We start from the raw sequence: 25,542 nt of genomic DNA on the forward strand, positions 1-25,542 counted from the left end.
AGCCCGAACCGAAGCCCGAGCCGAAGCCCGAGCCGAAGCCCGAGCCGAAGCCCGAACCAAAAACTAAGCCAAAGCCTGAGCCTGAGGTTATCGAAACGGAAATACCGAAGAAGCCTTTAGTCACGAGGACTGAGGCTCCGCTAGCTACCCCCCCAGCTTCTCATTCAGCACCTCAAGGCGACTTGGCGAGCTACATTAGCGCCGCCAAAGCACGCCGCTTGGCAGCCGAGAGGTCTGATGAACGTGATGACGCAGAAGCAATATCTAAACAGCGCCAGCTTTCAGCTGATGAGAAAAGAATGGCTAACATCAGGCGCAATCTGATGCCAGAAGGTACAAGCGGCATCTTTCAAATTATCAGCAAGGGTGTTCGGACAGCCCGATTTTCATTTCGGGGTTGGACAACAGACTATAACAATTCTCGGCGCGAGATAATCGATGTCGATGCCGGGTTGAATGGTGACGTGGAGCGCACAATTATTCGCAGGATGATCGAGCTGATTCGTAAGCATTTCGAAGGAGACTTTAATTGGGAATCTCGACGCCTCAACCGCGTTGTCGTCCTGTCTGCACGCATGGAAGATAATACGGGACTTGAAGAGTTTTTGATGCTTGAGTTCTTTAGCGCAGACTCTGGGTTTAGGAGAAGTCCTCCATCGCGATAAGGCATCTTCATGTGGTTAGTACGATTCCAAGATAGTTCGCATTCAAATGCCAGAAACTACATAAGAAGATTGCACAATCCAGAAGACCACCAGAGACGCAAAAGACACGAGACACTTACACGGTCGTATCGACGAGAATATATCGGTCGGCATAGCCGATGAAACGGCAACCTATAGGTTGCTTGTCCAACACGCAGGAATCGTTCATCGTCCCGTCACCGTTTCTAAAGGACAGCAGGATATCAGTGGACATTTATCATATCCAAAACGTCAATACCATATGACAACCACCTCGGGTAGGGTGTCACACCACTGGCTTGTTTGCTCTGACTTATTGGAAAAGCAAGGAAATATCAACAAATATTTGCGATATCGTTTTATAAAAAGCTCATGCATTCAACGCATTTTAATTTGCGTTGCAATAAATGCTTGCAATCGTGTACTCTCACAATAAAGTGTGCTGTGCGTATTTAGTTTAAACGTTCGTTAGTTAAGTTGTTATTTTGTCACGCTGGGCAATTTATAATTTGCGATGTAAATATCTACATGCACTCTTGTATATTGTCATTCCTAACAAAACAAAATCCCGTGCCTGCATGGGAGTGCGTCGGATATAAACAGATATTTTTCTGTTCCAACGAATGCGACTTGAAAAATAATAAATTTTTCATATAGATATCTGTAAAGCAAGATTGCCGCGTGCCTACAGGTATACTTGAATACGTGCTGTTTATAACCTGAGTTCAAGTATTGAACCCATGACAATTAACTATTACCATGCTCCAATATATTGGGTCTAATGCTATGCCAAAAAAAATCATTCCTATTATTGATCATCGTCACTCAAAGACAGCTCCGGTCATCCCCGCTATTATAGAAGAGCCCAATGGGCTTATCGGTGACGCGTTCGGACGCCCATTACAGGATTTGCGCATTTCTCTCACGGATCGTTGCAATTTCCGATGCGTTTATTGCATGCCTATAGAGTCATTCGGTAAAGATCACGTATTTATGCCGCGGTCTTCAATGCTGACTTTTGAAGAAATCACTCGTATCACACAAATTTTCGTTAACCATGGCGTTCAGAAAATTCGTCTGACGGGTGGCGAACCCCTATTACGCAAGCACGTAGAAAATTTAATTGAGATGCTTGCCAAGATAAAAACATACGATGGCAGTGACTTGGATCTGACGCTAACGACTAACGGTGCGCTACTCGGGAAAAAAGCTCAATCTCTGAAAGATGCCGGATTAAATCGTGTTACGGTCTCACTGGATTCGATGGATGACGCCACTTTCAAGCGCATGAACGGCGTTGATTTTCCCGTATCGGATGTTCTGCGCGGCCTAGATGTTGCCCACTCGGTAGGCCTCGGTCCAATCAAGGTAAACATGGTTGTTAAAAGTGGCTTGAACGACCAGGAAATCTTACCTATGGCACGCTATTTCAAAGACTCTCCATTTATACTCCGCTTCATAGAATACATGGATGTAGGGACTTCTAACCAGTGGGAGATGGGTCAGGTTATTCCATCTGCAGAAATAGTGCGACGAATTTCCGCTCATATGCCACTTGAAGAAATCGAACCAAACTACACTGGCGAGACTGCAGAACGATGGCGCTATCAGGATGGCGGAGGCGAAATCGGAATGATCTCAAGCATCACAAAGACCTTTTGTCACGAATGCGTTCGCGCCAGGTTGTCAACCGAAGGCAAGCTATACACATGCCTTTTTGCGGAGAGTGGCCACGATTTGCGGGCACTGATGCAGAGTGGGAAAACCGACCAAGAAATTTCTACTGCCCTTGCACACCTATGGCGGTTGCGTGCGGATCGCTATTCAGAGTTACGGAGTGCCAATACAAAGAGCAAGGTACAAACAGGCAAAAAAATTGAAATGTCTTATATTGGTGGATAGTCTGCTAGCTAGCAAGCACGCACCCGTGTTGTCAGCGACATCAAAATCACTCATCCAGGCAGTTCTCCCATACCAGGCTAATCTGAAAATTGGCCTGGCAATTATTTCGTCACCTTAACTGCTTTATCTGACTGCCAAACTTAGTAAAGGATCTTCATGGAATCTACGTCTTCCTTCTTATCCGCCCTAGAAACGATGGGTGATTATGACCCTGATTCAATGCCGGTTGAACAAGCACGCCAGCTTATCCAGCAATTTCTCGCGCCACTCGCGGAGCATGAACTGATCAATCTGCAGGACGCATTGCATCGCACGTTGGCAGCAGACATACTTTCCCCTATGAATGTGCCGCCGCACGACTACTCAGCAATGGATGGTTACGCTGTGCGCTATGACGACTTGGCAAACGCTCCTAGCCGACTCACCCTTATTGGCAGTGCCTTTGCTGGACGCGCCTTTATCGGTCGAGTTGCTGCAGGCGAATGCGTGCGGATTATGACCGGCGCCCTCATTCCTGAAGACTGTGATAGCGTGGTGATGCAAGAGCATGTTCAGGTCGCAGGATCCTCGATTGAAATAGGCGAGGGACACACCCGTGGCCAGAACATTCGCTTGGTCGGCGAAGATATTACGCAGGGCGCTACGGTGCTAACTAGCGGGCGGATCATTCGCCCCGCCGAGATGGGCCTTCTGGCTTCGCTTGGCTTCAGTGAAATCAAAGTTTACCGCAAACTAAAAGTCGCGCTATTTTCAACCGGTGACGAATTGCAGCAACCAGGAAAACCATTGGCTCCTGGTCAAATTTATAACAGTAATCGCTATAGCCTGCTAGGCATGTTGGGTGAACTAGGTGTGGAAATTATAGACATGGGCACCATTCGCGATGACAAAGCCAGTCTCAAACTGGCGTTGCTTGACGCGGCCGAGCGGGCTGATGTCATCATAACCAGTGGTGGCGTTTCCGTTGGTGAGGCTGACTATATCAAGCAACTGTTAGCGGAAATTGGCGAGGTTGTGTTCTGGAAAATAGCCATGAAGCCAGGTAAGCCACTTGCTTATGGCAAGATTGGAACGTGCCATTTTTTCGGATTGCCAGGCAATCCAGTTGCAGTAATGGTAACTTTCCAGCAGTTCGTGCGCGACGCTTTACGCGCGCTTATGGGGCAGCAACCCAAACTAACCATTGAACTCCAGGCTACCTGCCTAAGCCCTATCCGAAAAGTACCCGGACGAACCGAATTTCAGCGTGGCATTCTCAGTCGAGATGAAAGTGGCGGATGGATAGTACACACATCAGGTGCTCAATGCTCTGGCATTCTCAGCTCCATGAGCAAGGCCAATTGTTACATTGTGTTACCTGTATCGCAGGGACGCCTTGAAGCAGGCAGCACTGTCCAAGTACAACCATTTTAACCAAACCGAAGTATGGCCTTGCATATACACAAAGCCTCTCGCAAAACTGCGTGAATGCAAATTATCTGGTATAGATACCATTTTCATAACCAAGCTATTTAACATGCGTGAAATACTATCCCGATAAATTCTCGGGAATAATGTAAAGCCAGTAAATACCGCTAGAAATACTTGAAACTCTTTAGCCTAAAGAAGATAAATATGCAAAATGAAACTGATGAAATTGATGAATCCTTGATAACAGCAACAATGGATGACGATTTAGAGGGAATGAAGAATGCAATTCAACTTGGTGTAGATGTAAACATCCAAAATTTTTTTGGGAAAACAGCGTTGCACTATATCGAAAGTATAGAGGCGGCACAGCTATTAATCGACAACGGAGCTGATCCAAACATTGCGGATTACAATAATCGTCCACCAATATTCGACGTTAACGATCCTGAACTTGCAATATTTTTAATTAATCACGGGGCCGATGCTAAATTTCAAGATAAAGATGGCTTAACCGCCTTGTATATATGGGTGGACTTCCCTGAAGTGGCTAAATGTTTACTGACTGCTGGTACCAACCCGAATGTCCAACTGGAAACGGGGAGCATGATTATTAAAAAAGGAAATACCGCATTACATAAAGTTGAAAATCTGGAATCCGCCCAGCTTTTAATTGAATATGGCGCGAATATCACGATTCAAAATATTGAAAGGGCAACCCCCGACCAAACGACAAAGGGCGAAACACAGCGCTATCTTAAATCCGTGCGTGAACAAAATAGCTTATTACCAGCCGATGCTCAGAACAAATTTAGCGCATCCATATCAGACAATACCGACAACCGGCTAATCGGGGATACAACCGTTTATCACAGAAAACCTTAGCAATTAGGGTATCTCTAAAAATCCAAGGTTGTCGCCGCCTGTAGGACTTAAAGAATCGTAGCGAAAATTGAGCTGAGCGAGGGGCAATTTTGTGAGCTTTCTCCTTGCGGCGAAGTACCTGCTTACCTCACTTGACGATTTTGCAGCTTGGATTCACATTCGAAGTGCAACATTCAGTGCTGGCTTCGAATGTGAATCCAAGGCACCATCCAACTGAAGATTTTAAGAAAATGCAAATTCGTACTTTATCAAAACTTCTTGTGGACTTAAAAGATAGCTTCACCGAACAGGACAATATTTCAATCGATCATATTCTGAAAGCGCTCCAAGAACGCAGTTTTGGATTTATGTTGTTCATTTTCGCTTTGCCTGCGGCTCTTCCGCTGCCCGGTCTTGGCATCAATTTAATTATTGCTGCGCCACTACTTTTTTTAACCGCGCAGCAGGCCCTGGGTCGTGATTCCATCTGGTTCCCGAAGATGATGAGAGACAAATCAATATCCCGCGAGCGCTTTGATAATATTCTGAATGCAGCGCTTCCTTTTATCAGAAAAATTGAACTGCTGGTGAAGCCTCGGCTCGACTTTGTCACGCAAAGGGGTACTTGCCTGATTGGCTTGTGCGGCTTGATTATGGCGCTGTCGGTCTGTATTCCTTTGCCGCTCACCAATACCGTGCCCAGCGCAGGAATAGCCTTGATGGCCATTGGTGTGATCATGCGTGATGGGCTGGCTATAATTGCCGGTGCACTCCTTGGTTTATTGTGGGTTGCCATGCTGGGCTATGTTCTGGTATTTCTCGGTACCGAAGGCCTTGATGCCATAAAAGAAACCATCAAATCTTTTCTTTGATTGATCGCAGCGAAGAAAGGTCAGTTACGAATGGCACTTACTTAAGCTTTTTCGGATGCCCATATTTCATCACTTGCTTCCTTGCCAAATCCCTTGTTTTTGTCAGTAGCTGATATGGCTTATGGCGTCGCTTGATTGCCCTTGGCTCGATTTGTCCGGGGCGGTTGCCGACAGACTGCTCGGCCACCAGCGCCAGTGATTTTTTGAGGTTATCCTCGTCATCCTCTCGCGCTGACATCCCACTCCAAGCCAACTAAAGCTGGAGGGTGTGTTTATGTGCCATAGAATGCGTCCCCCAAAATCACGTCGCCAAACCCAAATATATCCAGGAGCGTCCGCAGCAGCGCCTGCTGCCCGTCGCCTTTGCCTTTGAACCCGCCCATGGCCGCGTCGAGCACGACGCCGCTGGACAGGCAGGTAACCCCTGCAATGTGGCAAATGGGAAAACCCAGGCCGGGTTTTTGTCCGCGCTTTTGCGGGTAGGCGGTTTGGTTGGCCTGCGTGTCCGGCAGTGTCACGGTCGTACCGTCCACCAGCCGCACCAGCCGCCCGCGCCAGAGCCAGGTATCGGAGCCTTCCGCACAGATCAAGCGGCCCGTATGACGAACCATTCCCATGACCGTTTCCAGCGGCAGCCGCTTGCGGGCTGGCTCCGGGTGGTTGCGATGGTTTGGCGACTAAATCGTACCACCATGCCAGCCTGTTTCTTTCGTTACTTCATGCGATTAAGCCTTAAGTAAGTGCCATTCAGGCCTGACCCCGCGATTGCACGCGAAAATTCCAGTCGGAGTGGTCTAGCCATCTGTGAAGTGTAATAGAGTTTGTTGGAATATTAGAACTGACCGTTCGCAGTAATAGTAATAGATCCAACGGGTTAAAGTCCCGTCCGAGGAGTTGTCCGTACGCCTTGGTAGCATGAGGAAGCGGCGTCGTGGTAACTCGGGGTCGTAAGTTTCCAAACAGCAAGATAGCAGGCCGTAACGCAAGTGAACCTAGACGTAGCCTCGTAAACGAATTGGAGAGGCCGACCCTGTGGTCAGAAGGGGAAGGCCGTTGGATGGATGCTGAAATAACGGAAGTGGCATCCATCGACTTCCGGGGTAGCAGGGTCGGCATGTTAACGAGGATTTATTGCCCAGTGCTGGAGACCCGTTACGATGGTGGGGAGGCCATCGACTGCTGCGTATAAGGAAACGAAAGCGCGGTGGGTCGTAGCGGGAGTCGGAGGGGTTCATAGTACCGTTTGAGTTTGAGGGACAACATAACCCCAGACGAGGGAAGGAACCCTGCTTTGTTCATGCAACCGAAGAGTGGAGGATCAGGGGATTGCCATGTTGCTAACCACCCCGGGATGTGATCAGGACACTACAGAGGAAGCTCTATACCAAGGCCAAGCAATTGACGCCTGCTGTTCGCGCTCGATGATTGAGCAAAGGTGTGACACCCTCAGTCGCACTAGTAACGTAGGTCGTGCAAGTGTGCATGCCTTGGCGTGAAGAACATCGGAAAGCCGTATGCGTTAATAGCGCACGTACGGTTTGATGAGGGAGGGCAGGCGAGAACCTGTTCTCTACTCTACCCCTTCGTTCTTTTATATAGCCTTTGCTATTCAATGATTGAGCCGATGTCCGCTGAGCAAGCCTTTAGTTATTACAAAAGCAGATGAATGGATTCTGGAGCAGAGCTTGACTGAACTTGTCGAACAGTGTCCAAAACTTACCAGATAGGAGTGGGAACTGCGTCCGTTAGCCTGGTATCCCTGTGTTCTTGGGCTTCATTTCATCAGCACAACCTACCGCGCTGATCCCTTTGGCTCCGCAGTTACCCAACCCCAGCTACCACACGGTATCTACTGCGCTAATACCCCTTAACAAATGGAGATAATTTTCCAGATACGAAATGGTTCGGTCGCCATCCCGACAGCAGCTTTTCAACAACAAAGTTGTCAATCAATCCAGAGGCAAATCCAACTGCAGGACTTGTTGCCTCTAGTGCGAGCGTCAATACGTACCGAAGACTCTTTGCAGGAAGCCGTTGGATCCAACCTTCCGATGAAACATCACGCATGTAGGTTCGAATCAAGTCCTCATCAGGATTGACCGTCTTCAGCCAGTCTTTAAATCTTCCAGCACGATCAAGTAAATTAAGGAATTCGTCAAATGAGCGCTCTCTTGAGTCAATTACCTCCGCCAAACAGGGAGAGTCTGGTAGTACAACTTCAGTAAATTGCTGACGTGAGTCCACATTCAATTTCGATCTTCGCAAGAGTTCGGCGTGTCGAACCTGAATAATTGAAGATGTAACGGCGGAAGTCACAAAATCGCCTCCATAGAACGATGCCAATACCAGATCAGCACGCGCATCAAGGATGTTGCTCAACAGGTGAGCGACGGTTAGGGGATCGACAGGAGGTACGGCTTGAGCTCGCCTTTGGTTGATTGATTTGAGGTTGATGTTTGTGAATACAAAGATTCCTTGGTCTGAATTGATCAATTCAAACTGAAAATCGTCGCCAACCACATGTCCGCCGGGTAAGACGGCAACGGCTTTGCGAATTGCTTGTGCTGAATAATCTGTATCTAATAGATCGAGTTTCGCTGCCTGAGTTATGCCGCCTTGAAGAAAGTGATTGCCGGAAAACTTTCTTACGGGCACAAGTTCTAGGAACGTATTTGAAAACCGCCTTGCTCCCGTCTTTGAAATACCTTGGCGTTCGATCTCATACCGCAGGCGCTCAAGCGGGCTCTTAAGCTGACCGACGTCTTCATGGCCTGCCAATCTGATTGCCACGTAGTTGTGGTACTGAGAGACGCCGACGGATTCCGTGCGAGTGCCAAGCATTTCCTCGCAATAAACAGCAGATATCTCTGGACGACGCAGCAGAGTTAGGATGCTAGGGATTCCGATTTGCCGAATAAGGTAGAACAGTGTTTCACGGTCAATGAATACATGTACTTTCTGATAGTAAAGTAATGCTTCCGCGATTTGACCGGCTGATACTGGCAGACCACCTTCGGCTCGGCGGAGGACAATGTGTTCGAACATCTGAGTAATCCAAAAAACATAGGGGTCAAGCAAAAAACAAAGGGGGCAAGTCTCAACACCACGGTTGTCGTGGTCAAACCTTGACGAATCCCCCAGAATAGCCATGGAATTACATATTTTTAATCAGCTACGATTGCTCCCCGTCACCATCTTGTATTCAAATAAACGACATTCAATTGCGCCGTTGAACAGTAGTGTGCGGCGTGAAACTGACAGGCGGATGGATTTCGGCATGCGTAAATCGGAAGTGAACAGATAGGCATTCCAGCCGCCGAATTTTTTCTTCAGCACGTCGCCCAACTTTGGGTATAACGCTTGCAGTTCTTCCACATCCCCCATGCGCTCGCCATAAGGTAGGTTTGCCACCAGCACGCCATGATCGGCGGGGGCGGAAATCTCCAGTACATTCGCTTGATTGAGCGTTATCGCTTCCAGCAAACCTGCATTTTTCAGATTAAGTTGCGCGGCTTTAAGTTCGTCACCATATAAATCACTGCCGAAAATCGGCAATGCACTAACTGGCTTTTGCGCCGCTTGCGCTTGGTTGCGCATTTCGCTCCACGCGGCGGCGTCGAAATTTTTCAGTTTCTCGAAGGCAAAGCTGCGGCTATTGCCGGGGGCGATGTTGAGCGACATCAGCGCCGCTTCAATCAGGAAAGTGCCACTGCCGCACATGGGATCAAGCAGCGGCACGCCGGGCTGCCAACCCGCCAGCAGCAAAATGCCCGCCGCCAGATTCTCGCGCAGGGGGGCAACGTTGGTATATTGGCGCACACCGCGTTTGAACAGTGCTTCGCCGGACGTGTCGACATACAGTGTCATGCGGCTGGCTTCAAGGAAAGCATGGATGCGGATATCCGGGGTATGGGTATCCACGCTGGGGCGGTGGCCGGTGAGTGCGCGGAATTTATCGCACACGGCATCTTTGATTTTTAGTGTGGCGAAATCCAGGCTTTTCAAGGGGCATTTAATTGCCGTCATGTTGACACGGATGGTGTGTGAGGTGTCGAACCAATCGTTCCACAGCAGCGCATAGGCGGTATCGAAAATGTCCTGCTCGTTGCGGTAGTGTGTGATCGCCACACGCCACAGCACGCGACTGGCAATGCGGCTGTGCAGATTGACACGGTAATTCAACGAAAAGGGGCCGGTGAAATGCACGCCACCATCGGTGGTACGCACCTCTTGCGCGTCGAGTGTATTCAGTTCATTGGCGAGCATTGTTTCCAAGCCGCGCGGACAGGGTGAAAAAAAGTTCTCAGACATTTAGTTATACAGGTTTAACGATTACAAGAATAATGATGGCAATCATAAGCAGCACTGGAAACTCATTGAACCAGCGGTAAAATACATGGCCGCGCGTGTTGCGATCAGCTTTAAAGTCGTTCAGCAACTTGCCGCAATAGACGTGGTAGGCGATCAACAATAATACCAGTGTGAATTTGATGTGCATCCACCCGCCAGTTACGCCATAACCCAGCCACAGCCATAATCCAAAGATGACAGTCAGCACGCCACCCGGCGTCATGATGCCGTAGAACAATTTGCGCTCCATGATTTTGAATCTCTCGATGCTGGTCTTATCCTTGCTCATAGCGTGATACACGAACAGACGCGGCAGATAGAACAAGCCAGCGAACCAGGTAACCATAAAAATTACATGTATTGCTTTAATCCACAACATAATTTATTTCTTTAAGAGTGTATGTATAAATTCAAAATCCAAAGCGAGACAAGAACGCTAAGGGGTAAGCAGAGGCAAGCTGCACAGCGCGCGGGTCGCAAATAAATTCAACGGGCAGCGTCTGCTTTATAGGTAAGCGATAAAATTTATTGAGCAGTCCCAGATCATAGTGCTTGCCCGATGAAATTGTGACGCACGATTTCTTTCAACTGATCCAGACGGCCGTGGAAAAAATGCTCCGCTTCCGGTAATACTACGATAGGCAGGCGTTGCGGGCGCGCCCATTGCATAACATCCGTCAACGAGACAACTTCGTCCAACTCTCCATGCACCAGCAGCGTGTTGTGCGGCACCGGCGGCATCGCATTACGCATCACTGCCGGCGCGATCAGCACCAGTTGATGCGGAGGCAATTGCTGTGCCGCGCGCGCCTGCACATAACCACCGAAGGAAAAGCCGGATAGGATTAGCGGCAGGTTGCCATATTCGCTTAATGCATAGCGCGTTACTGCGAGTGCATCTTCTACCTCACCATTGCCATTATCAAACTCGCCGCTGCTTGCACCTACGCCCCGAAAATTGAAGCGCAACGCTGCGAATCCTAGTTCGGCAAAAGTCTTGGCCAGTGTGGTAACTATCTTGTTTTCCATCGTCCCGCCCATAGTAGGCAGTGGATGCGCTATCACAGCGATAGCACGCGGTGCAACATCCGGTATATGCACCACTACCTCCATCGTACCCGCTGGACCGGGGATAGCAACCTTTTCTATTGCGGACATTAAATTTTCAGGCGTTCCACCACACGGCCATTCTGCAAGTGTTCAACGATAATTTCGTCGAGGTCGCTCTCATCCACATAGGTGTACCACACCCCCTCGGGATATACCACCAATACAGGCCCTTCATCGCAACGATTCATACAACCTGCCGAGTTGATACGGATATGATTTGTCTCATTAGACAATCCAAGCATTTGAACTTTATCTTTAACATAGTCCCGCATCCATTGCGCATTAATATTGTTGCAGCACTCCGCGCCCTCTTCGCGCTGGTTAGTGCAAAAGAAAACATGCTTTTGATAGTAGCTCATACAAGACCTCACAAGAAAAATTATAATTATACAACCCTACTGCTATGTATTTTTAGCGCGCCACAGGTAGCCGAGCATGAGAAACGGAAACACTAATGCAATCGTTTGCGACAATCCATTGTAGTTGAGCAGGTGGCCGTAATTCCACTGGTACAGGCGCATGGCTGCAGAAGGCTCGCCGCTGTCCAATATCCAGTGCGCCAACACCCAATAACCTAGCGCAACCAGTGCCGCACATTTCAATAGCTGCGTGCGGGATAATCCGCTAACAGCGATCAGAAGCAGCACGCCTGAAAAAATGCCAAGCATGGCCTCACCGTTTAGCCATAACAGCAATGCCCATGATTTGAGCAGTATGGCTGCTGCGGTGAATTTGGCAACGGCCACTGTGCACAATAGCAGCAACAACGTACTTGCTGCGTGGCGACGTATGCGTAGCAAGGTTAGCAGCAACATTCCCAGCATCAGCATATTAAGCAGCACCGCCGTGCTTTCCATCCAATTAAACGGTTCAGGCTGTACCACGACGAATGGTGCTCGCGCCACTTCGCTGATGAACACATTGCCCAGCATGGGCAGCGAAGGATTGATTTGCGCGAACATCCATAGCGCCACCAGCGCCAAGCCGAAATCCACTCCTCCTCCGCCATGAAATAAGCGCATACGCCAATACGTCAGGTGCAGTGCAAACCATTCGCGTGGCGCAATGCTAGCTGCCAAAACCGCTCCCGTCAGCGCGCCGCTGCTGTTGGCAAGCAAGTCGAGGCTGGAGCTAATTCGAACAGGCAAATACATTTGCGCGTATTCCATCATGGCGGAAAGCACTACTCCGCCCAACGTGGCGAGCAGTATAGTCCAGCTTAAGTTGAAACGCGCGCGCAGTGTCAGTCCAAGCAATAGCCCAAACGGTAGATAACCGAGCAGATTAGCGGCGGCATCGAACCAAGTATATTGCTGCAATAACGGAAAAGCCAATACAGCAGAAAATTCCAGCCCCTGCTCTTGCCAACCTGAAAACGGCGATAAACTGGCATACATGATGAACAGTGCATAACCTGCGGCAAGGTATGTGCGCAGACGTGCGCGAGAAGACGTGGCAATAGTTTCTTTCATAATCGGATTAAGTTTAGAGGTGCCCTTTACCCAATTATTTTATATTGCTCATTTACGACGCGTAACATTTTACCGTACGGTAGTAGCGAAATGGTGCATGTTGCGGTGGAATTGAATCGAAATTTTCCTAATTTTTAGAGGTGCCTTTTTGCAATTCAATCAAGCGAAACCAACCGTTTGCAAGCGCAGGCTCATCGGCCAACACATTCAATCCAGGTACAGCTTCCAGCATTTCCTCAAATACCACGTCCAGCCGTGTGGCCAGCCGCCCTATAAGAGGGGTCAGGCCACGCCGCACCCAAGCGCGTTCTCCACGGCGCAGAAACTTATCGAAAAGCAGAATATGACCCCCCGGCCTGAGTACGCGCGCCGCTTCGGCCAGGCAATATTGCGGTCGTGATACCACCGCCATAATTAGATGCAGCACAACATAATCGAAGCTACCTGAAGCGAATGGTAAGACCATGCTGTCGCCTCGCACCCATTGCATGCGTAATCCGGCAGCCTTTTTCTGTGCCTGTGCCAACATTGCACCAGTTAGATCCAGCGCAGTGTATTCATGGCGAGGTGGTAAAAAACGGAAGTCTAATCCGGTACCTGCACCACTAAGCAGCACGCGTGTTTCGCCTTGTTGCGGTAGTCTCGCCAGACTGTGCTGGCGTGTGCTGCGCGTGACGCGATCAAGAAATACATCATAAAACGGGGCGATGAAACGGTAGCTGGTCTTAAGCGACATTGCGTTAGTGCAGTACGCGCGGGACACTCAATACGAATTGGGGAATGGGCGCGTCAAATTTAGTGCCGTCCTCCGCTACCATCTGATAGCTGCCAGACATAGTGCCCACCTGTGTGGCAAGCACCGAGCCGCTTGTATACTCGAAACTCTGATTTGGCTTGAGGATCGGTTGTTCGCCCACGACGCCCTGACCGCGCACTTCCTGCACATATTGATTGGCATCGGTAATAATCCAATGACGACTGATCAATTTGACAGTGGTATCGCCTTCATTAGTTATGGTGATGGTATAAGCGAAAACAAAGCGATTATCAGCCTCGTCCGATTGCTCGGGCTGATAGTTCACTTCGGTGGTGATTTTTATTCTGAATTGATTGTCTTTTTCCATCGTGGTATTACACCTCATTTTGTTCGGTATGACAAGGCTGATTGAGACTTGAACTTTAAAAGCAAAGTGAGTCTTACATGTCAGGTTAAAATTAATTGTTATGAGTTTAACTTTAAGCAAGGTTACGAAAATCAGGTCATAAAGCTGACGTGGGTGTTTCTCTATTTTTTTGCGTAGAAGGATTATTTTCCATCATCCTGAATTTTATTCGGTTTTAGTTGGCTGGTATTGATGGTGGCTAGCAACTATAATCGCGCACTTGTTTAATTTTTGGTCTTTTCTGGACTATGCAGTTATTCGCCTTCGGCATTAACCATCAGACCGCGCCATTAGATGTGCGTGAGCAGATTGCGTTCAATATCGATGCAATGGAGCCAGCTTTGCGCGACTTGGTCGGGCAGGGCGCAGCCAAGGAAGCGACTATACTTTCCACCTGTAACCGCACCGAGCTTTATTGCAGTACGCACAAGCCGGCGCAGATTGTTAACTGGTTAGCTAGTTATCATGAATTACAGCCGCGCGAAATTGAGCCATATCTTTATACTCTTCCGCATGAACAAGCGGTGAAGCACGCTTTTCGCGTCGCCAGTGGGCTGGATTCGATGGTGTTGGGTGAGCCGCAAATTCTGGGTCAAATGAAGCAGGCGGTACGTTATGCGGAACAGGCTGGCACGTTGGGTTTTCTACTCCATAAGCTATTCCAGCGTACCTTCTCGGTGGCCAAAGATGTGCGTACCCAGACCGAAATTGGATCAAATTTAATTTCCATGGCGGCGGCTGCGGTAAAGTTGTCCGAGCGAATTTTTCCGAGCATTGCCGAACAGCGCGTATTGTTCATCGGCGCGGGGGAGATGATCGAATTGAATGCTGTGCATTTCGCGGCAAAATTGCCAAAGCACATTACCGTTGCAAATCGCACCCTGGACCGCGCCCAAGTCTTGGCGCGGCGCATTGGCGGACACGCCATCACGTTGAGTGAATTGCCGGAACAACTGGCGCAGCACGATATCATCGTGACCAGTACCGCCAGCCCGCTGCCGATATTGGGTAAAGGTATGGTCGAGCGCGCGCTTAAAATCCGCAAGCACCGTCCTCTTTTTATTGTTGATCTCGCTGTTCCTCGCGATGTAGAAGCCGAAGTGGCCGAACTGGACGATGTGTTCTTGTATACCGTTGATGATTTGGCCGAAGTTGTGCGTGATGGCTTGGATGCCCGACAGGGTGCGGTGAAAGAAGCTGAAGTGATTATTGATTCTGGTGTGATGGATTTCGTTCACTGGATGGAGTCACGTGAGGTTGTGCCCACTATCCGCGCATTGCGCGATCATGCTGAACGCCAACGTCGTCACGAAATGGAAAAAGCCTTGCGTCTGCTGACCAAAGGCGAAGAGCCGGAAAAGGTACTAGAGTCTTTAAGTAATGCGCTTACCAATAAATTTTTGCATGCACCAACCCATGCGCTGAACCATGTTCAAGCCGAAGAGCGTGAAGCTTTCCTTGATATGTTGCGTCGTATTTATCACATGGGTCCCTCCGAATGAAAGATACCATTGCTAATAAACTCACCCAATTGGGTGAGCGTCTAGACGAGGTTCGTCGCCTGTTAAGCAGCGAAAATGCTACGAGTGATATGGAAAACTACCTCAAGCTTAATCGCGAACGTGCGGAGCTGGATCCCGTGGTGGAGCTATACCATGCTCATCAAGCCTGCGCTGATGATATTGCAACCGCACTGGAAATGGCGGATGACCCGGAAATGCGCGAATTTGCCACGGATGAGGTGAAGCAAGGGCGTGAACGACTGGAGCAGATCGAGATGGATCTGCAAAAAAAATTGCTGCCTAAGGATCCTAATGACAATCGCAACGTATTTCTGGAAATTCGTGCGGGCACTGGCGGCGACGAGGCGGCATTATTTTCCGGCGATCTGTTTCGCATGTATACACGTTTTGCCGAACGTAACCGCTGGCAGGTTGAAGTCATTTCTGAAAGTTGCGGCGAAAAAGGCGGCTTCAAAGAAATAATTGCGCGCATAGTTGGTCAGGGAGCCTATTCGGTACTGAAGTTTGAGTCTGGTGCACATAGAGTGCAGCGCGTGCCCACCACCGAAACGCAAGGCCGTATTCACACGTCGGCCTGCACCGTGGCAGTGCTGCCGGAAGCGGATGAAGTCAGCGACGTGGTGTTAAACCCCGCCGATTTACGCATCGACACCTTTCGCGCTTCGGGTGCGGGTGGTCAGCATATTAATAAAACCGATTCGGCCGTACGCATAACACACATTCCTACGGGTACCGTGGTGGAATGCCAGGATGGCCGTTCGCAGCACAAAAACAAGGCCCAAGCACTGGCAGTTCTGGCCGCGCGGATCAAGGACAAAGAAGAGCGCACCGCCCACGCCAAGCAGGCCGCCGAGCGCAAGTCGCTGGTAGGTAGCGGCGACCGTTCGGAACGCATACGCACTTACAACTTCCCGCAAGGCCGTGTCACCGACCATCGCATTAACCTCACACTGTACAAGATGGATCACATTATGGATGGTGACGTCAGCGAGATGTGCAACGCATTGATGGCGGAATATCAGGCAGAGCTGTTAGCAGCGCTATCAAATGAAGGGTGCAGCTGAGCTTGCTACGCACGATACAAGCAGTTCTGCTTCAAGATGCAGCCCGTTTGACCGAGGTGCTGGGGATAGCCCTCAGTAGCGCACGTATCGAAATACAGTGTTTGTTGCAACAAGTGCTAGATGTCCCGCGCGCTTGGTTGCTGGCGCATTCCGAGCATTGCCTGAACGAAACTGAGCAAACCTATTACCATGAATTGCTGCAGCGCCGCCTTCGGGGAGAGCCAGTTGCTTATCTGCTGGGTGAACGTGAATTCTTTGGGTTAAAGTTCAAGGTGACGCCCGCCACTCTTATTCCCCGTCCAGAAACTGAATTGCTGGTTGAGTTGGTTTTGCCGCGTATCTCCCAGGAAGGTTTATGCCGTGTGCTCGATCTGGGTACAGGCAGTGGTGCAATTGCTCTGGCGCTTGCCCATGCGCGCCCGGATATCGAAGTACTTGGCAGCGATGCTTCCGCTACGGCACTAACGGTTGCGCAAGCAAACGCACAGCAACTGGCCATCTCCAATGTAGCTTTCATACACAGCGACTGGTTCGAGGCATTCACAGTACAAAAATTCAACATCATTGTATCTAATCCGCCCTACATTGCTGCTGGCGATCCCCATTTAACGCAGGCCGATGTGCGCTTTGAGCCAATATCGGCGCTTGTATCAGGTAGTGATGGCTTGCACGATATCCGTCATATTGTGGTTCATGCTCCAAACTATCTTGAAGCCGGTGGCTGGTTACTTCTTGAACATGGCTACGACCAGGCCGCACAGGTTCGTAATCTGCTGCGGCAGGCGGGGTTCGACGCAGTATTTTCGGCGTGTGATCTGGCGGGGATAGAACGGGTCAGCGGTGGACGTATCGCTTAAGGATATGTTCGCCACAACCGATAAACTTCGTTGTTGAATCCGCAGAGCTATAGATTCGCCTATGTGCAATAAGAATACCCTGGCGTTCCCTACATATTCACATTATTTGTGGGCGTTGAGTTTACTTTTCTTGCTTCGTGTAATCGGTCAGCTGACTCAGCGACTTAACTCTGTTTCGTGGCTTCCCCCGCTTGAAGTATGGCAAGGAAGTTCTCTGCCTTATGGACTCATGCTCACTAGTCAAATAATCATTTTAGCTGTCATGATACGCATAACACGCAAACACGCGGCGGATTGCGTTCAAAAGAATCCAATCAAGGGTAAATGGCTGCTGACTTTGGGAGCATTGTATTTTTTCAGCATGTCAGCTCGGCTTGTAATAGGTTTTGCGAATCTTTCCACGCTTCCATGGTTTCATAAGTCACTTCCCGCCTTTTTCCATCTGGTGTTGGCTACTTTTGTCTTGTCACTTGCGGCATTCCACATGGATTGGATATGCAAGAATAATAAACTCGATGTGAGTGAGGGTTTGCAATGAATGAAAAGACGATGAATTATTTGATTTATCCTGCCGTTGTTTCATTGGCTGTCGGAATATATGCATTTTCAAGCGGTCATGGAGGCAATCTTCTCATCAGTGCCTTCGGAGCAGTTGTGCTTGGAGCAATGTTGATTGCAGTGTTTGAACAAATCGTACCTTATCAACTGAAGTGGCGACCAAGGCCACAAGATGTGAAAGATGATTTACTCTACACAATCTTTATACAAATTGCAGTCCCCAAGCTGTTGGGCTTTTTCATAGTATTATTGCTTGCAGATCAGGTTGGCCCGCACGCGCCGTTTGCCGGAATTTGGCCGCGCAATTGGCCTGTCCCGGCACAGGCATTATTGTTGATTGCTAGCGCTGACTTCATGCGCTACTGGCTACATCGCCTGTCACATACTGCACCAGTTATGTGGCGACTGCATGCGGTGCATCATTCGACCGACCGGCTCTATTGGCTCAATACCAGCCGCTTTCATCCTATCGAAAAAATATTCCATTTCACACTGGATTCGTTGCCATTCATTTTGATGGGTGTTGATCCACATGTGATTGGATTCTGGTTTGTGTTGTATTCGGTTAACGGTTTCTTCCAGCATTCAAATATTCGGTTACGGTTTGGTTTGCTGAGTGGCATATTTAGCACAGCAGAACTGCATCGCTGGCACCACTCGCAGAACCCAGCCGAATCAAATTCGAACTACGCCAATGCATTCATAATCTGGGACCGTCTCTTTGGCACATACTCTCGTCCCACTAGCGAAGTGGGTACGCTGGGGCTATTGAATCCTGAATACCCTATGGGCATCATTCAACAAATGAAGGCTCCGTTTGTAAATGAGCTCTATAGACACAATGCATCTTCGCAACAGAAAATAAATGATTGAAAACTTGCTGGTACATGTTCTCATGTTTGGGATACGTTATACGTATTGGCGCAACTTGGTCAAATCTGCAAAAAACCCGCTTGACGTTCAGGAAAAGGTGCTGCAGGCAATACTGCGAGATAACCTAAGTACACAGTATGGAAGGACTCACAACTTCGATAAAATCTCGTCATACCATCAGTTCGCGAAACAGGTTCCCGTTATTACTTATGAAATATTGCGGCCGTATGTGGTAAATCAACTTAGTAGCGGCATACCAGCACTTACTGCTGAACAGCCTGTCATGTATGCGACTAGCAGTGGTACAACGGGCGAGCCAAAATACGTGCCTGTCGTACGCGAAGAGCTTAAGCGGCAAAAGCGATATACAGCATTACTGACCTATTCCCAGTATGCATTTAATCCTCTCGCGTTCAGCGGCAAAATCTGGGTAATGGCTGCATCTGCCGTGGAAGGTCGCTTCGAGAATGGAATCCCTTGGGGCTCAGCTTCTGGATTTTTGTATGCCAGCATGTCGCCAACAATTGCCAACAAATATTTGATTCCTCCTGAGGTCTTTGCGATAAAAGATAATTCACTGAAATACGATTTGATCCTGCGTCTGGCGCTTGCCGAAAATAATATCACCTATTTCAGCGCGGCAAATCCAACCACGTTGCTGCGATTATGTGCATTGGCAAACCAACAGGGCGACGTGCTGACGGAGGATATAGAACTCGGGAGATTTAGCCGGGAAGCAGAACTGGAACGTGATGTGAGGAAAGCAATTCAAAAAATGCTGAAGCCAAACCCCAATAGAGCGGCTGAATTGCGGAGAGTATTTAATTCCGACCGGGTAGCTACATTCAGCGACCTATGGCCACACATTCGGCTTGTTTCCACTTGGACGGGTGGAAATTGCAGCGTGACCGCACGATCAGCCAGAACGCAACTTTCTACCGGGACACAGATGGTCGAACTAGGTTATCTATCCAGTGAATTCTGCGGAACGCTTACAGTGGATTGCAACTTGCCTGCAGGTCTGCCAACCATCAGCAATTATTTTTTCGAATTTATAGAGCCAGATGAATGGGATGCCGGAAGTCGCAAGTTTCGCCTCATTCATCAGCTAGAAGCTGGGCAGGACTATTACTTGGTCATCACCACACCATCAGGTCTTTACCGTTATTTTATCAATGATATCGTCCATGCAGAGGGGGTCTATCACAACACTCCATTGATCCGATTTGTACAAAAAGGCAAAGGCGTCACTAATATTACCGGTGAGAAACTTTATGAGAGCCAGCTAACTGAAGCGATGTCCGGAGCAGAGAAGCACCTCGACTTTCATCCGGATTTCTATCTTATGCTGGCTGACGTGGAACGGCAGACCTACCATTTATATTTGGAAGTGAATGGCATGATGGAAAACACGGCAGAACTTGCAACATATTTAGATAATGCACTCTCCGACTTGAATATTGAGTATCGTACAAAACGTGAAAGTGGCAGGCTTCATCCGCTTGAGGTCATTTTGTTAAAGCAGGGGGCAGGCGAAAAGTATCGCGCACATTGTATTCAATCTGGCCAGAAGGATGGGCAGTTTAAAATGGTGACCTTGCAATATGCCCATCAATGCCGGTTCCCATTTCAAACCACACAATTGGTAACTGTAGCGATATGAAAATCGAACGATTGGAGGCGATTTGTCTTGAAATTCCATTCAAAACAAACTTTAAACATGCTTCGGCTGATCGCGCTAAGACTGCAAGTGTCTGGATAGAAGCCTGCTCGAATCATGGCGCGTTGATAGGCTATGGTGAAGGGTGTCCCAGAGAATATGTGACTGGCGAAAATATGAAATCCGCATTTGATTGGATCAACCGATATAAATCTACCATAGTCAATGATATTACAAATCTGGAATCGCTAAAGGCTTGGGTAGTGAAACAGGAGCAAGTGATTGATAAGGATCCTGCGGCTTGGTGCGCAATCGAGCTTGCGTTACTGGATTTGTTGGGTAAAAGTGAAGGCCTCTCGCTTGAGTCGCTGCTGTCATTGCCACCTACCCCTCCCGTTCTCAAATATTCGGCAGTATTGGGTGACAATGATTTGGCTGTATTTTCAAAGCAGGTCTCAAATTACGTGAGTGTCGGATTTCGGGATTTCAAGATCAAGCTTTCAGGCGACCTTGAAAGAGACTTGAAAAAAATTGAGTGCCTGCTTGGTACTGGGGAACCGGTGAGAATCCGTGGTGATGCAAACAACCTTTGGCGCAACCCGTTAGATGTGATCAACTACATTGACCAGTTAGGCCAGCCCTTTTGGGCAATCGAAGAGCCGCTTGTTTCGCGAGATTTTTCGGGATTGTCAAAAGTTGCTTATCGCACAGGGATAAAAATTATTCTTGATGAAAGCTTTACTTGCGCGCAGGATATTCATGACATCAAAGATATGGCTAACCATTTTGTTCTTAATTTTCGCGTATCAAAACTGGGCGGCTTAATTCGATCCATTGCTCTCCTGAAAATTGCACGTTCTTTTGGGTTGCCGTTGATTATAGGTGCGCATGTCGGCGAAACCAGCGTTCTTTCTCGCGCCGGCATTACTTTAGCATCGGCGGCTGGTGATGCCACAGTTGCGAGGGAAGGTGCATTTGGCACTCATTTGCTCGAACATGATGTATGCGAACCTCCCGTTATGTTTGGTAACGGTGGAATGTTGCGTCCTGAAGAATGGCATTTTCAAAATGCTGCGGGGAATGGCCTTGAGATAAGGACGGAATGATCAACATATAAATAACAAACTTCAATAATCCACAGCGAAATCTACACCCAATCCTTGGGCACTAAAAATTTCTCATACAACTCCGCCTCATGTGATCCTTTCTCTGGGTGCCAGTCATAGCGCCACTTCACCAGCGGTGGCATGGATAGCAGAATAGATTCGATACGGCCATTGCTTTGCAGTCCGAAGATAGTGCCACGGTCTATTACCAGATTGAATTCGACATAACGTCCGCGCCGATAAAGCTGGAAATCACGTTCACGTTCACCGTAAGGCGTGTCTTTGCGGCGTTCCAGGATAGGCACATAGGCGGAAATAAAGTGGTTTCCCACGCTTTGTTGAATGGCAAAAGCAGTCGCAAAATTCGGCTCGCTCAAGTCGTCGAAAAAGATACCACCCACACCACGCGTTTCGTTGCGATGCTTGAGAAAGAAATATTCATCGCACCACTTTTTATATTTTGGGAAGAGATGATCGCCAAACGGGGTCAGCGCGCTCTGGCAAGTCTGATGGAAATGAATGGCATCGTCCTCAAAACCATAATAGGGTGTTAAATCCATTCCGCCGCCAAACCAGAATGCGATTTCACCATTAGCTTTTTTTGCCATGAACATACGCACATTCATATGTACGGTGGGTGCATAAGGGTTACGCGGGTGGAATACCAAGGACACGCCCATTGCCTCCCATGTACACCCTGCCAATTCCGGACGATGTGCCGTAGCGGATGGAGGCATTTTGTCGCCCGTTACATGAGAGAATGCCACCCCGCCGCGTTCCAGGACATTTCCTTCTTCGAGGATGCAGCTTCGTCCGCCACCCCCTTCCGGGCGATCCCAACTGTCACGCCGAAATTTATTGCCGTCCACCTGTTCCAAACGAGCCACAATTGTGTCTTGCAACTCGAACAAGAATTTTTTGACTGAGGCACTATCCATGCTTTCTCCGATTAGTTTCGTATTTATTTGCGGGTGAGCTATGACTCACCCAGACGCGCATTCCTCGAGCCTTTTACCGATGCGGCATCGCACGGTTGTATGCGGGAATAGCTCAGATATTCTGTGAATTAGAAATCGTAGCTTTCTGAATAGGTCGTTATTTCTTTAGTAACGTGATAACCAATATCGCGGCGCATCTGGCAGCCCTCGAAATGAATATTCTCGGCAATCTGATAAGCACGGCGCTGTGCAATTTTCACGCTATCGCCCAACGCTGTAACGCACAACACACGTCCTCCGCTGGTGACTACCTGGCAATTCTGCATTCTGGTGCCAGCATGAAACACATGTGCGTCTTCCTGTGCTTTGGGCAGGCCGTTAATGACATCGCCTTTTCGCGGCGTGTCGGGATAGTTGGCGGCGGCCAGTACCACACCGAGCGCAGCGCGCCTATCCCATTCCGCCTCCACCTTATTCAAGGTGCCGTTGACTGCGTGTTCCAGTAGCGTCAGCAGATCACTCTTCAAGCGCAACATGATAGGCTGGGTTTCTGGATCGCCCATGCGGCAATTAAACTCTAGCACCTTGTAATTATTTTGTGGGTCTATCATCAGGCCGGCATATAGAAAACCGGTGTAAGAGTTCCCTTCTTTTTCCATACCCTGCACCACTGGCAGTATCGCCTCGCGCAACACGCGCGCATGCAGTTCCGGTGTCACCACCGGTGCAGGAGAGTATGCGCCCATGCCGCCGGTGTTGGGCCCATTATCGCCATCCAGTAGCCGTTTATGATCCTGGCTAGTTGCCAGTGGTAGCACATGTTTGCCATCCACCATGACGATGAAACTGGCTTCCTCCCCGACCAGAAATTCTTCGATTATCACGCGCGCGCCAGCATCACCCAATTTATTGTCTGCCAGCATCATGGTTATGGCTTCATAAGCTTCCGGCACAGTCATGGCTACGACCACGCCCTTGCCTGCAGCCAAACCATCAGCCTTGATTACAATGGGTGCACCTTGTTTTTCCACGTAAGCACACGCATCCGCTACCTTGCTGAAAGTCTGAGAAACCGCAGTGGGAATATGGTGGCGCAGCATGAAATTTTTGGCGAAATCTTTTGAGCTTTCCAGTTGTGCCGCAGCTTTAGTTGGGCCGAAAATTTTCAACCCGGCGGCACGAAAGTCATCCACGATGCCAGCTGCCAGAGGAACTTCCGGGCCGACTACGGTAAGGTGGATTTGCTCGCGTTGTGCAAATGCAATGAGATCGGAAATAGCGGTGATGGCAATATTCTCCACGCCGTTTTCAAGTGCCGTACCGGCATTGCCTGGCGCGACGAACACCCGCTGCACTTTGATGGCTTGCGCCAGACGCCATGCCAGCGCATGTTCTCGACCACCGCTCCCAATAACCAGAACTTTCATAACATAACCCCAAGTTTGATACAGCGATCACAAAGCAAAAAACTTGGAGCAAGTAAGCGGGTTTGTGTCTCTGTGGTTAAAGCGTTTAATGTCTGAAATGTCGATAACCCGTAAACACCATCACCAGCCCATGTTCATCCGCTGCTGCAATAACTTCCTCATCGCGCATGCTGCCACCGGGCTGGATGACTGCTTTCGCGCCTGCTTCGGCCAGCACGTCTACGCCATCCCGAAACGGGAAGAAGGCATCTGACGCGACGACTGAATCAACCAGGCTGCAAGTCGCATTCTGTGCCTTGATGGTGGCTATACGAGTGCTATCTACCCTGCTCATTTGCCCGGCACCTACGCCTAGCGTGCGTCCATCTTTGCAGAACACGATGGCATTTGATTTCACATACTTGGCCACGCGCCAGGCGAACAGCAGGTCCTTTAGCTGTTCAGCACTCGGCTGTTTTTTAGATACAACGCGTAATTGCTCGGCTTGTACCTCTAAAGTATCAGGTGATTGCACCAGTAAGCCGCCATTCACTCGCTTAACATCATATTGATTGTGCGACTTGGACAGTGGCACGGTGAGCAGGCGCACATTGTGTTTTGCTGTCACGACCTGTCGTGCTGCTTCAGTCATGGAAGGTGCAATAATTACTTCAACAAATTGATTGGCTGTAATAGCCGTTGCGGTTTCTGCATCCAGCTCGCGGTTAAAAGCGATGATGCCACCGAATGCGGAGGTGGGATCCGTTTTATAAGCTAACTGGTAGGCATTGAGTGGTGCATCGGCAATCGCAACGCCGCAAGGATTGGCGTGCTTGACGATGACGCAGGCGGGTTGATCAAATGTCTTGACACATTCCCACGCCGCATCGGCATCGCCAATGTTGTTATAGGACAGCTCTTTACCCTGCAATTGCGTGTAATCGGCAATGCCGCCAGGCACCGCATTCAGGTCACGGTAGAAGGCTGCATTTTGATGTGGATTTTCGCCGTAGCGCATGTCCTGCACTTTGGTAAAGTTGAAGTTAATTTGTGTCGGATACTCGCAGCGTGTGCCGTCGGCTTGGACTGTAGTAAGGTAATTGCTGATCGCGCTGTCGTACGCGGCAGTGTGCGAGAAAGCTTTTTTCGCCAGATCAAAACGCGTGGCGCTGGAAACCGCGCCGCCATTAGCGTGCATTTCGGTCAGAATGGTGCTGTAATCGTTTGCGTCGGTGACAATGGCTACATGTTGATGATTCTTCGCTGCGGCGCGCACCATAGTCGGTCCGCCAATGTCGATGTTCTCGATGGCATCTGTCAGCGAGCAATCGGGTTTGGCAACAGTCGCGCCGAACGGATACAAATTCACTACTACCAGATCAATGTTCGGAATGCTGTACTTCTCCAGTGTGGCGACATGTTCTGGCAGATCCCGTCGCGCCAGAATTCCGGCATGGACTTTCGGTTGCAGCGTCTTTACGCGTCCATCCAGCATCTCGGGGAAGCCAGTGTAATCGGCCACTTCCGTAACTGGAATGCCGTTGTCGGCGAGTATCTTGGCCGTGCCGCCAGTGGACAGAATGGTAACGCCTAGTTGATGCAAACCCTTGGCGAATTCCAGCACGCCGGTTTTGTCTGACACACTAATGAGGGCTTGTTTGATTGCTGCCATAGTTAATTTTTCTTTTCGTTCGTTTTAACCAGTCGAGACCTTTGAACAGACTTTTGTTCGGA

At 49.1% G+C, this 25,542-nt stretch carries 26 protein-coding genes and 1 pseudogene; 14 read left to right on the top strand and 13 right to left on the bottom strand.

The features are described 5' to 3' along the window. On the top strand, positions 1-665 hold a 665-nt coding region (locus tag MJ769_RS09280), incomplete at its 5' end, for a hypothetical protein (protein WP_320412158.1). A 115-nt stretch (positions 666-780) separates the two neighbouring features. On the opposite strand, the gene MJ769_RS09285 is transcribed toward MJ769_RS09280, so the two are convergent. Then, positions 781-918 (bottom strand): hypothetical protein, encoded by a 138-nt coding sequence (locus tag MJ769_RS09285; protein ID WP_239236684.1) that lies wholly within the window; start codon positions 916-918, stop codon positions 781-783. Between the two features lie 551 nt (positions 919-1,469). Here MJ769_RS09285 and moaA point away from each other — a divergent pair. The 4 genes from moaA to MJ769_RS09305 all read left to right on the top strand — a co-directional run bounded on the left by moaA (position 1,470) and on the right by MJ769_RS09305 (position 5,728). Then, positions 1,470-2,585, top strand: coding sequence for a GTP 3',8-cyclase MoaA (gene moaA, locus MJ769_RS09290; RefSeq protein ID WP_239236686.1), 1,116 nt, complete (start codon positions 1,470-1,472; stop codon positions 2,583-2,585). A gap of 156 nt (positions 2,586-2,741) precedes the next feature. After that, positions 2,742-3,998 (top strand): molybdopterin molybdotransferase MoeA, encoded by a 1,257-nt coding sequence (gene moeA, locus MJ769_RS09295; protein ID WP_239236688.1) that lies wholly within the window; start codon positions 2,742-2,744, stop codon positions 3,996-3,998. Positions 3,999-4,199: 201 nt separating this feature from the next. Beyond that, positions 4,200-4,877: an ankyrin repeat domain-containing protein gene (locus MJ769_RS09300; RefSeq protein ID WP_239236690.1), complete on the top strand. Its 678-nt coding sequence runs from the start codon at positions 4,200-4,202 to the stop codon at positions 4,875-4,877. A gap of 131 nt (positions 4,878-5,008) precedes the next feature. Beyond that, positions 5,009-5,728: an exopolysaccharide biosynthesis protein gene (locus MJ769_RS09305; protein ID WP_239236691.1), complete on the top strand. Its 720-nt coding sequence runs from the start codon at positions 5,009-5,011 to the stop codon at positions 5,726-5,728. Between the two features lie 37 nt (positions 5,729-5,765). On the opposite strand, the pseudogene MJ769_RS09310 reads toward MJ769_RS09305, so the two are convergent. Next, a pseudogene (locus tag MJ769_RS09310) lies at positions 5,766-6,375 on the bottom strand (transposase); the annotation flags it as partial. 284 nt (positions 6,376-6,659) lie between these two features. Here MJ769_RS09310 and MJ769_RS09315 point away from each other — a divergent pair. Beyond that, positions 6,660-6,917 (top strand): hypothetical protein, encoded by a 258-nt coding sequence (locus MJ769_RS09315; protein WP_239236693.1) that lies wholly within the window; start codon positions 6,660-6,662, stop codon positions 6,915-6,917. A 142-nt stretch (positions 6,918-7,059) separates the two neighbouring features. After that, positions 7,060-7,224, top strand: coding sequence for a hypothetical protein (locus tag MJ769_RS09320; protein ID WP_239236695.1), 165 nt, complete (start codon positions 7,060-7,062; stop codon positions 7,222-7,224). A 361-nt stretch (positions 7,225-7,585) separates the two neighbouring features. On the opposite strand, the gene MJ769_RS09325 is transcribed toward MJ769_RS09320, so the two are convergent. From MJ769_RS09325 to apaG, 8 genes are all read right to left on the bottom strand, one after another. Then, positions 7,586-8,878 carry a hypothetical protein gene (locus MJ769_RS09325; protein WP_239236697.1) on the bottom strand — a complete coding sequence of 431 codons (1,293 nt, stop codon included), beginning with the start codon at positions 8,876-8,878 and terminating at the stop codon, positions 7,586-7,588. 18 nt (positions 8,879-8,896) lie between these two features. Then, positions 8,897-10,039 (bottom strand): THUMP domain-containing class I SAM-dependent RNA methyltransferase, encoded by a 1,143-nt coding sequence (locus MJ769_RS09330; protein WP_239236699.1) that lies wholly within the window; start codon positions 10,037-10,039, stop codon positions 8,897-8,899. 4 nt (positions 10,040-10,043) lie between these two features. After that, complete coding sequence (gene hemJ / locus MJ769_RS09335) at positions 10,044-10,457, bottom strand: protoporphyrinogen oxidase HemJ (RefSeq protein ID WP_239236717.1); 414 nt, start codon at positions 10,455-10,457, stop codon at positions 10,044-10,046. Between the two features lie 164 nt (positions 10,458-10,621). Further along, complete coding sequence (locus tag MJ769_RS09340) at positions 10,622-11,236, bottom strand: alpha/beta hydrolase (RefSeq protein ID WP_239236719.1); 615 nt, start codon at positions 11,234-11,236, stop codon at positions 10,622-10,624. Then, positions 11,236-11,547 (bottom strand): (2Fe-2S) ferredoxin domain-containing protein, encoded by a 312-nt coding sequence (locus MJ769_RS09345; protein ID WP_239236721.1) that lies wholly within the window; start codon positions 11,545-11,547, stop codon positions 11,236-11,238. Before MJ769_RS09345 ends, MJ769_RS09340 begins: the two co-directional genes overlap by 1 nt. Before the next feature lie 42 nt (positions 11,548-11,589). Continuing rightward, the gene (locus MJ769_RS09350; protein ID WP_239236722.1) at positions 11,590-12,660 is read right to left on the bottom strand and encodes a VanZ family protein; all 1,071 of its coding nucleotides are present in this window, start codon (positions 12,658-12,660) and stop codon (positions 11,590-11,592) included. A gap of 127 nt (positions 12,661-12,787) precedes the next feature. After that, complete coding sequence (locus MJ769_RS09355) at positions 12,788-13,396, bottom strand: class I SAM-dependent methyltransferase (RefSeq protein WP_239236724.1); 609 nt, start codon at positions 13,394-13,396, stop codon at positions 12,788-12,790. Between the two features lie 4 nt (positions 13,397-13,400). Further along, on the bottom strand, positions 13,401-13,784 hold the full coding sequence (gene apaG / locus MJ769_RS09360) for a Co2+/Mg2+ efflux protein ApaG (RefSeq protein WP_239236726.1): 384 nt from the start codon (positions 13,782-13,784) through the stop codon (positions 13,401-13,403). Positions 13,785-14,071: 287 nt separating this feature from the next. Here apaG and hemA point away from each other — a divergent pair, with 287 nt between their 5' ends. From hemA to MJ769_RS09395, 7 genes are all read left to right on the top strand, one after another. Beyond that, positions 14,072-15,325: a glutamyl-tRNA reductase gene (hemA, locus tag MJ769_RS09365; protein ID WP_239236728.1), complete on the top strand. Its 1,254-nt coding sequence runs from the start codon at positions 14,072-14,074 to the stop codon at positions 15,323-15,325. Next, entirely contained in the window at positions 15,322-16,410 is a 1,089-nt protein-coding gene (gene prfA / locus MJ769_RS09370; protein WP_239236730.1) for a peptide chain release factor 1, read from the top strand. The genes hemA and prfA overlap by 4 nt, the downstream gene beginning before the upstream one ends. 2 nt (positions 16,411-16,412) lie before the next feature. Then, entirely contained in the window at positions 16,413-17,267 is an 855-nt protein-coding gene (prmC, locus tag MJ769_RS09375) for a peptide chain release factor N(5)-glutamine methyltransferase (protein WP_239236731.1), read from the top strand. Between the two features lie 262 nt (positions 17,268-17,529). Next, positions 17,530-17,805 (top strand): hypothetical protein, encoded by a 276-nt coding sequence (locus MJ769_RS09380; protein WP_239236733.1) that lies wholly within the window; start codon positions 17,530-17,532, stop codon positions 17,803-17,805. 11 nt (positions 17,806-17,816) lie between these two features. Continuing rightward, on the top strand, positions 17,817-18,698 hold the full coding sequence (locus MJ769_RS09385; protein WP_239236735.1) for a sterol desaturase family protein: 882 nt from the start codon (positions 17,817-17,819) through the stop codon (positions 18,696-18,698). Then, complete coding sequence (locus MJ769_RS09390) at positions 18,691-20,361, top strand: GH3 auxin-responsive promoter family protein (protein WP_239236736.1); 1,671 nt, start codon at positions 18,691-18,693, stop codon at positions 20,359-20,361. The genes MJ769_RS09385 and MJ769_RS09390 overlap by 8 nt, the downstream gene beginning before the upstream one ends. Further along, positions 20,358-21,464 (top strand): enolase C-terminal domain-like protein, encoded by a 1,107-nt coding sequence (locus MJ769_RS09395; RefSeq protein WP_239236738.1) that lies wholly within the window; start codon positions 20,358-20,360, stop codon positions 21,462-21,464. Before MJ769_RS09390 ends, MJ769_RS09395 begins: the two co-directional genes overlap by 4 nt. A gap of 41 nt (positions 21,465-21,505) precedes the next feature. Here MJ769_RS09395 and hemF read toward each other — a convergent pair whose 3' ends face one another. From hemF to purH, 3 genes are all read right to left on the bottom strand, one after another. Then, positions 21,506-22,402: an oxygen-dependent coproporphyrinogen oxidase gene (gene hemF / locus MJ769_RS09400; protein WP_239236740.1), complete on the bottom strand. Its 897-nt coding sequence runs from the start codon at positions 22,400-22,402 to the stop codon at positions 21,506-21,508. Positions 22,403-22,530: 128 nt separating this feature from the next. Beyond that, entirely contained in the window at positions 22,531-23,829 is a 1,299-nt protein-coding gene (gene purD, locus MJ769_RS09405) for a phosphoribosylamine--glycine ligase (protein WP_239236742.1), read from the bottom strand. A gap of 85 nt (positions 23,830-23,914) precedes the next feature. Beyond that, positions 23,915-25,480, bottom strand: coding sequence for a bifunctional phosphoribosylaminoimidazolecarboxamide formyltransferase/IMP cyclohydrolase (gene purH / locus MJ769_RS09410; RefSeq protein ID WP_239236744.1), 1,566 nt, complete (start codon positions 25,478-25,480; stop codon positions 23,915-23,917). Positions 25,481-25,542 lie beyond the last annotated feature (62 nt).

Origin of the sequence: Candidatus Nitrotoga sp. BS (genome assembly GCF_927797785.1) — a bacterium.
Taxonomy (GTDB): Bacteria; Pseudomonadota; Gammaproteobacteria; order Burkholderiales; family Gallionellaceae; genus Nitrotoga.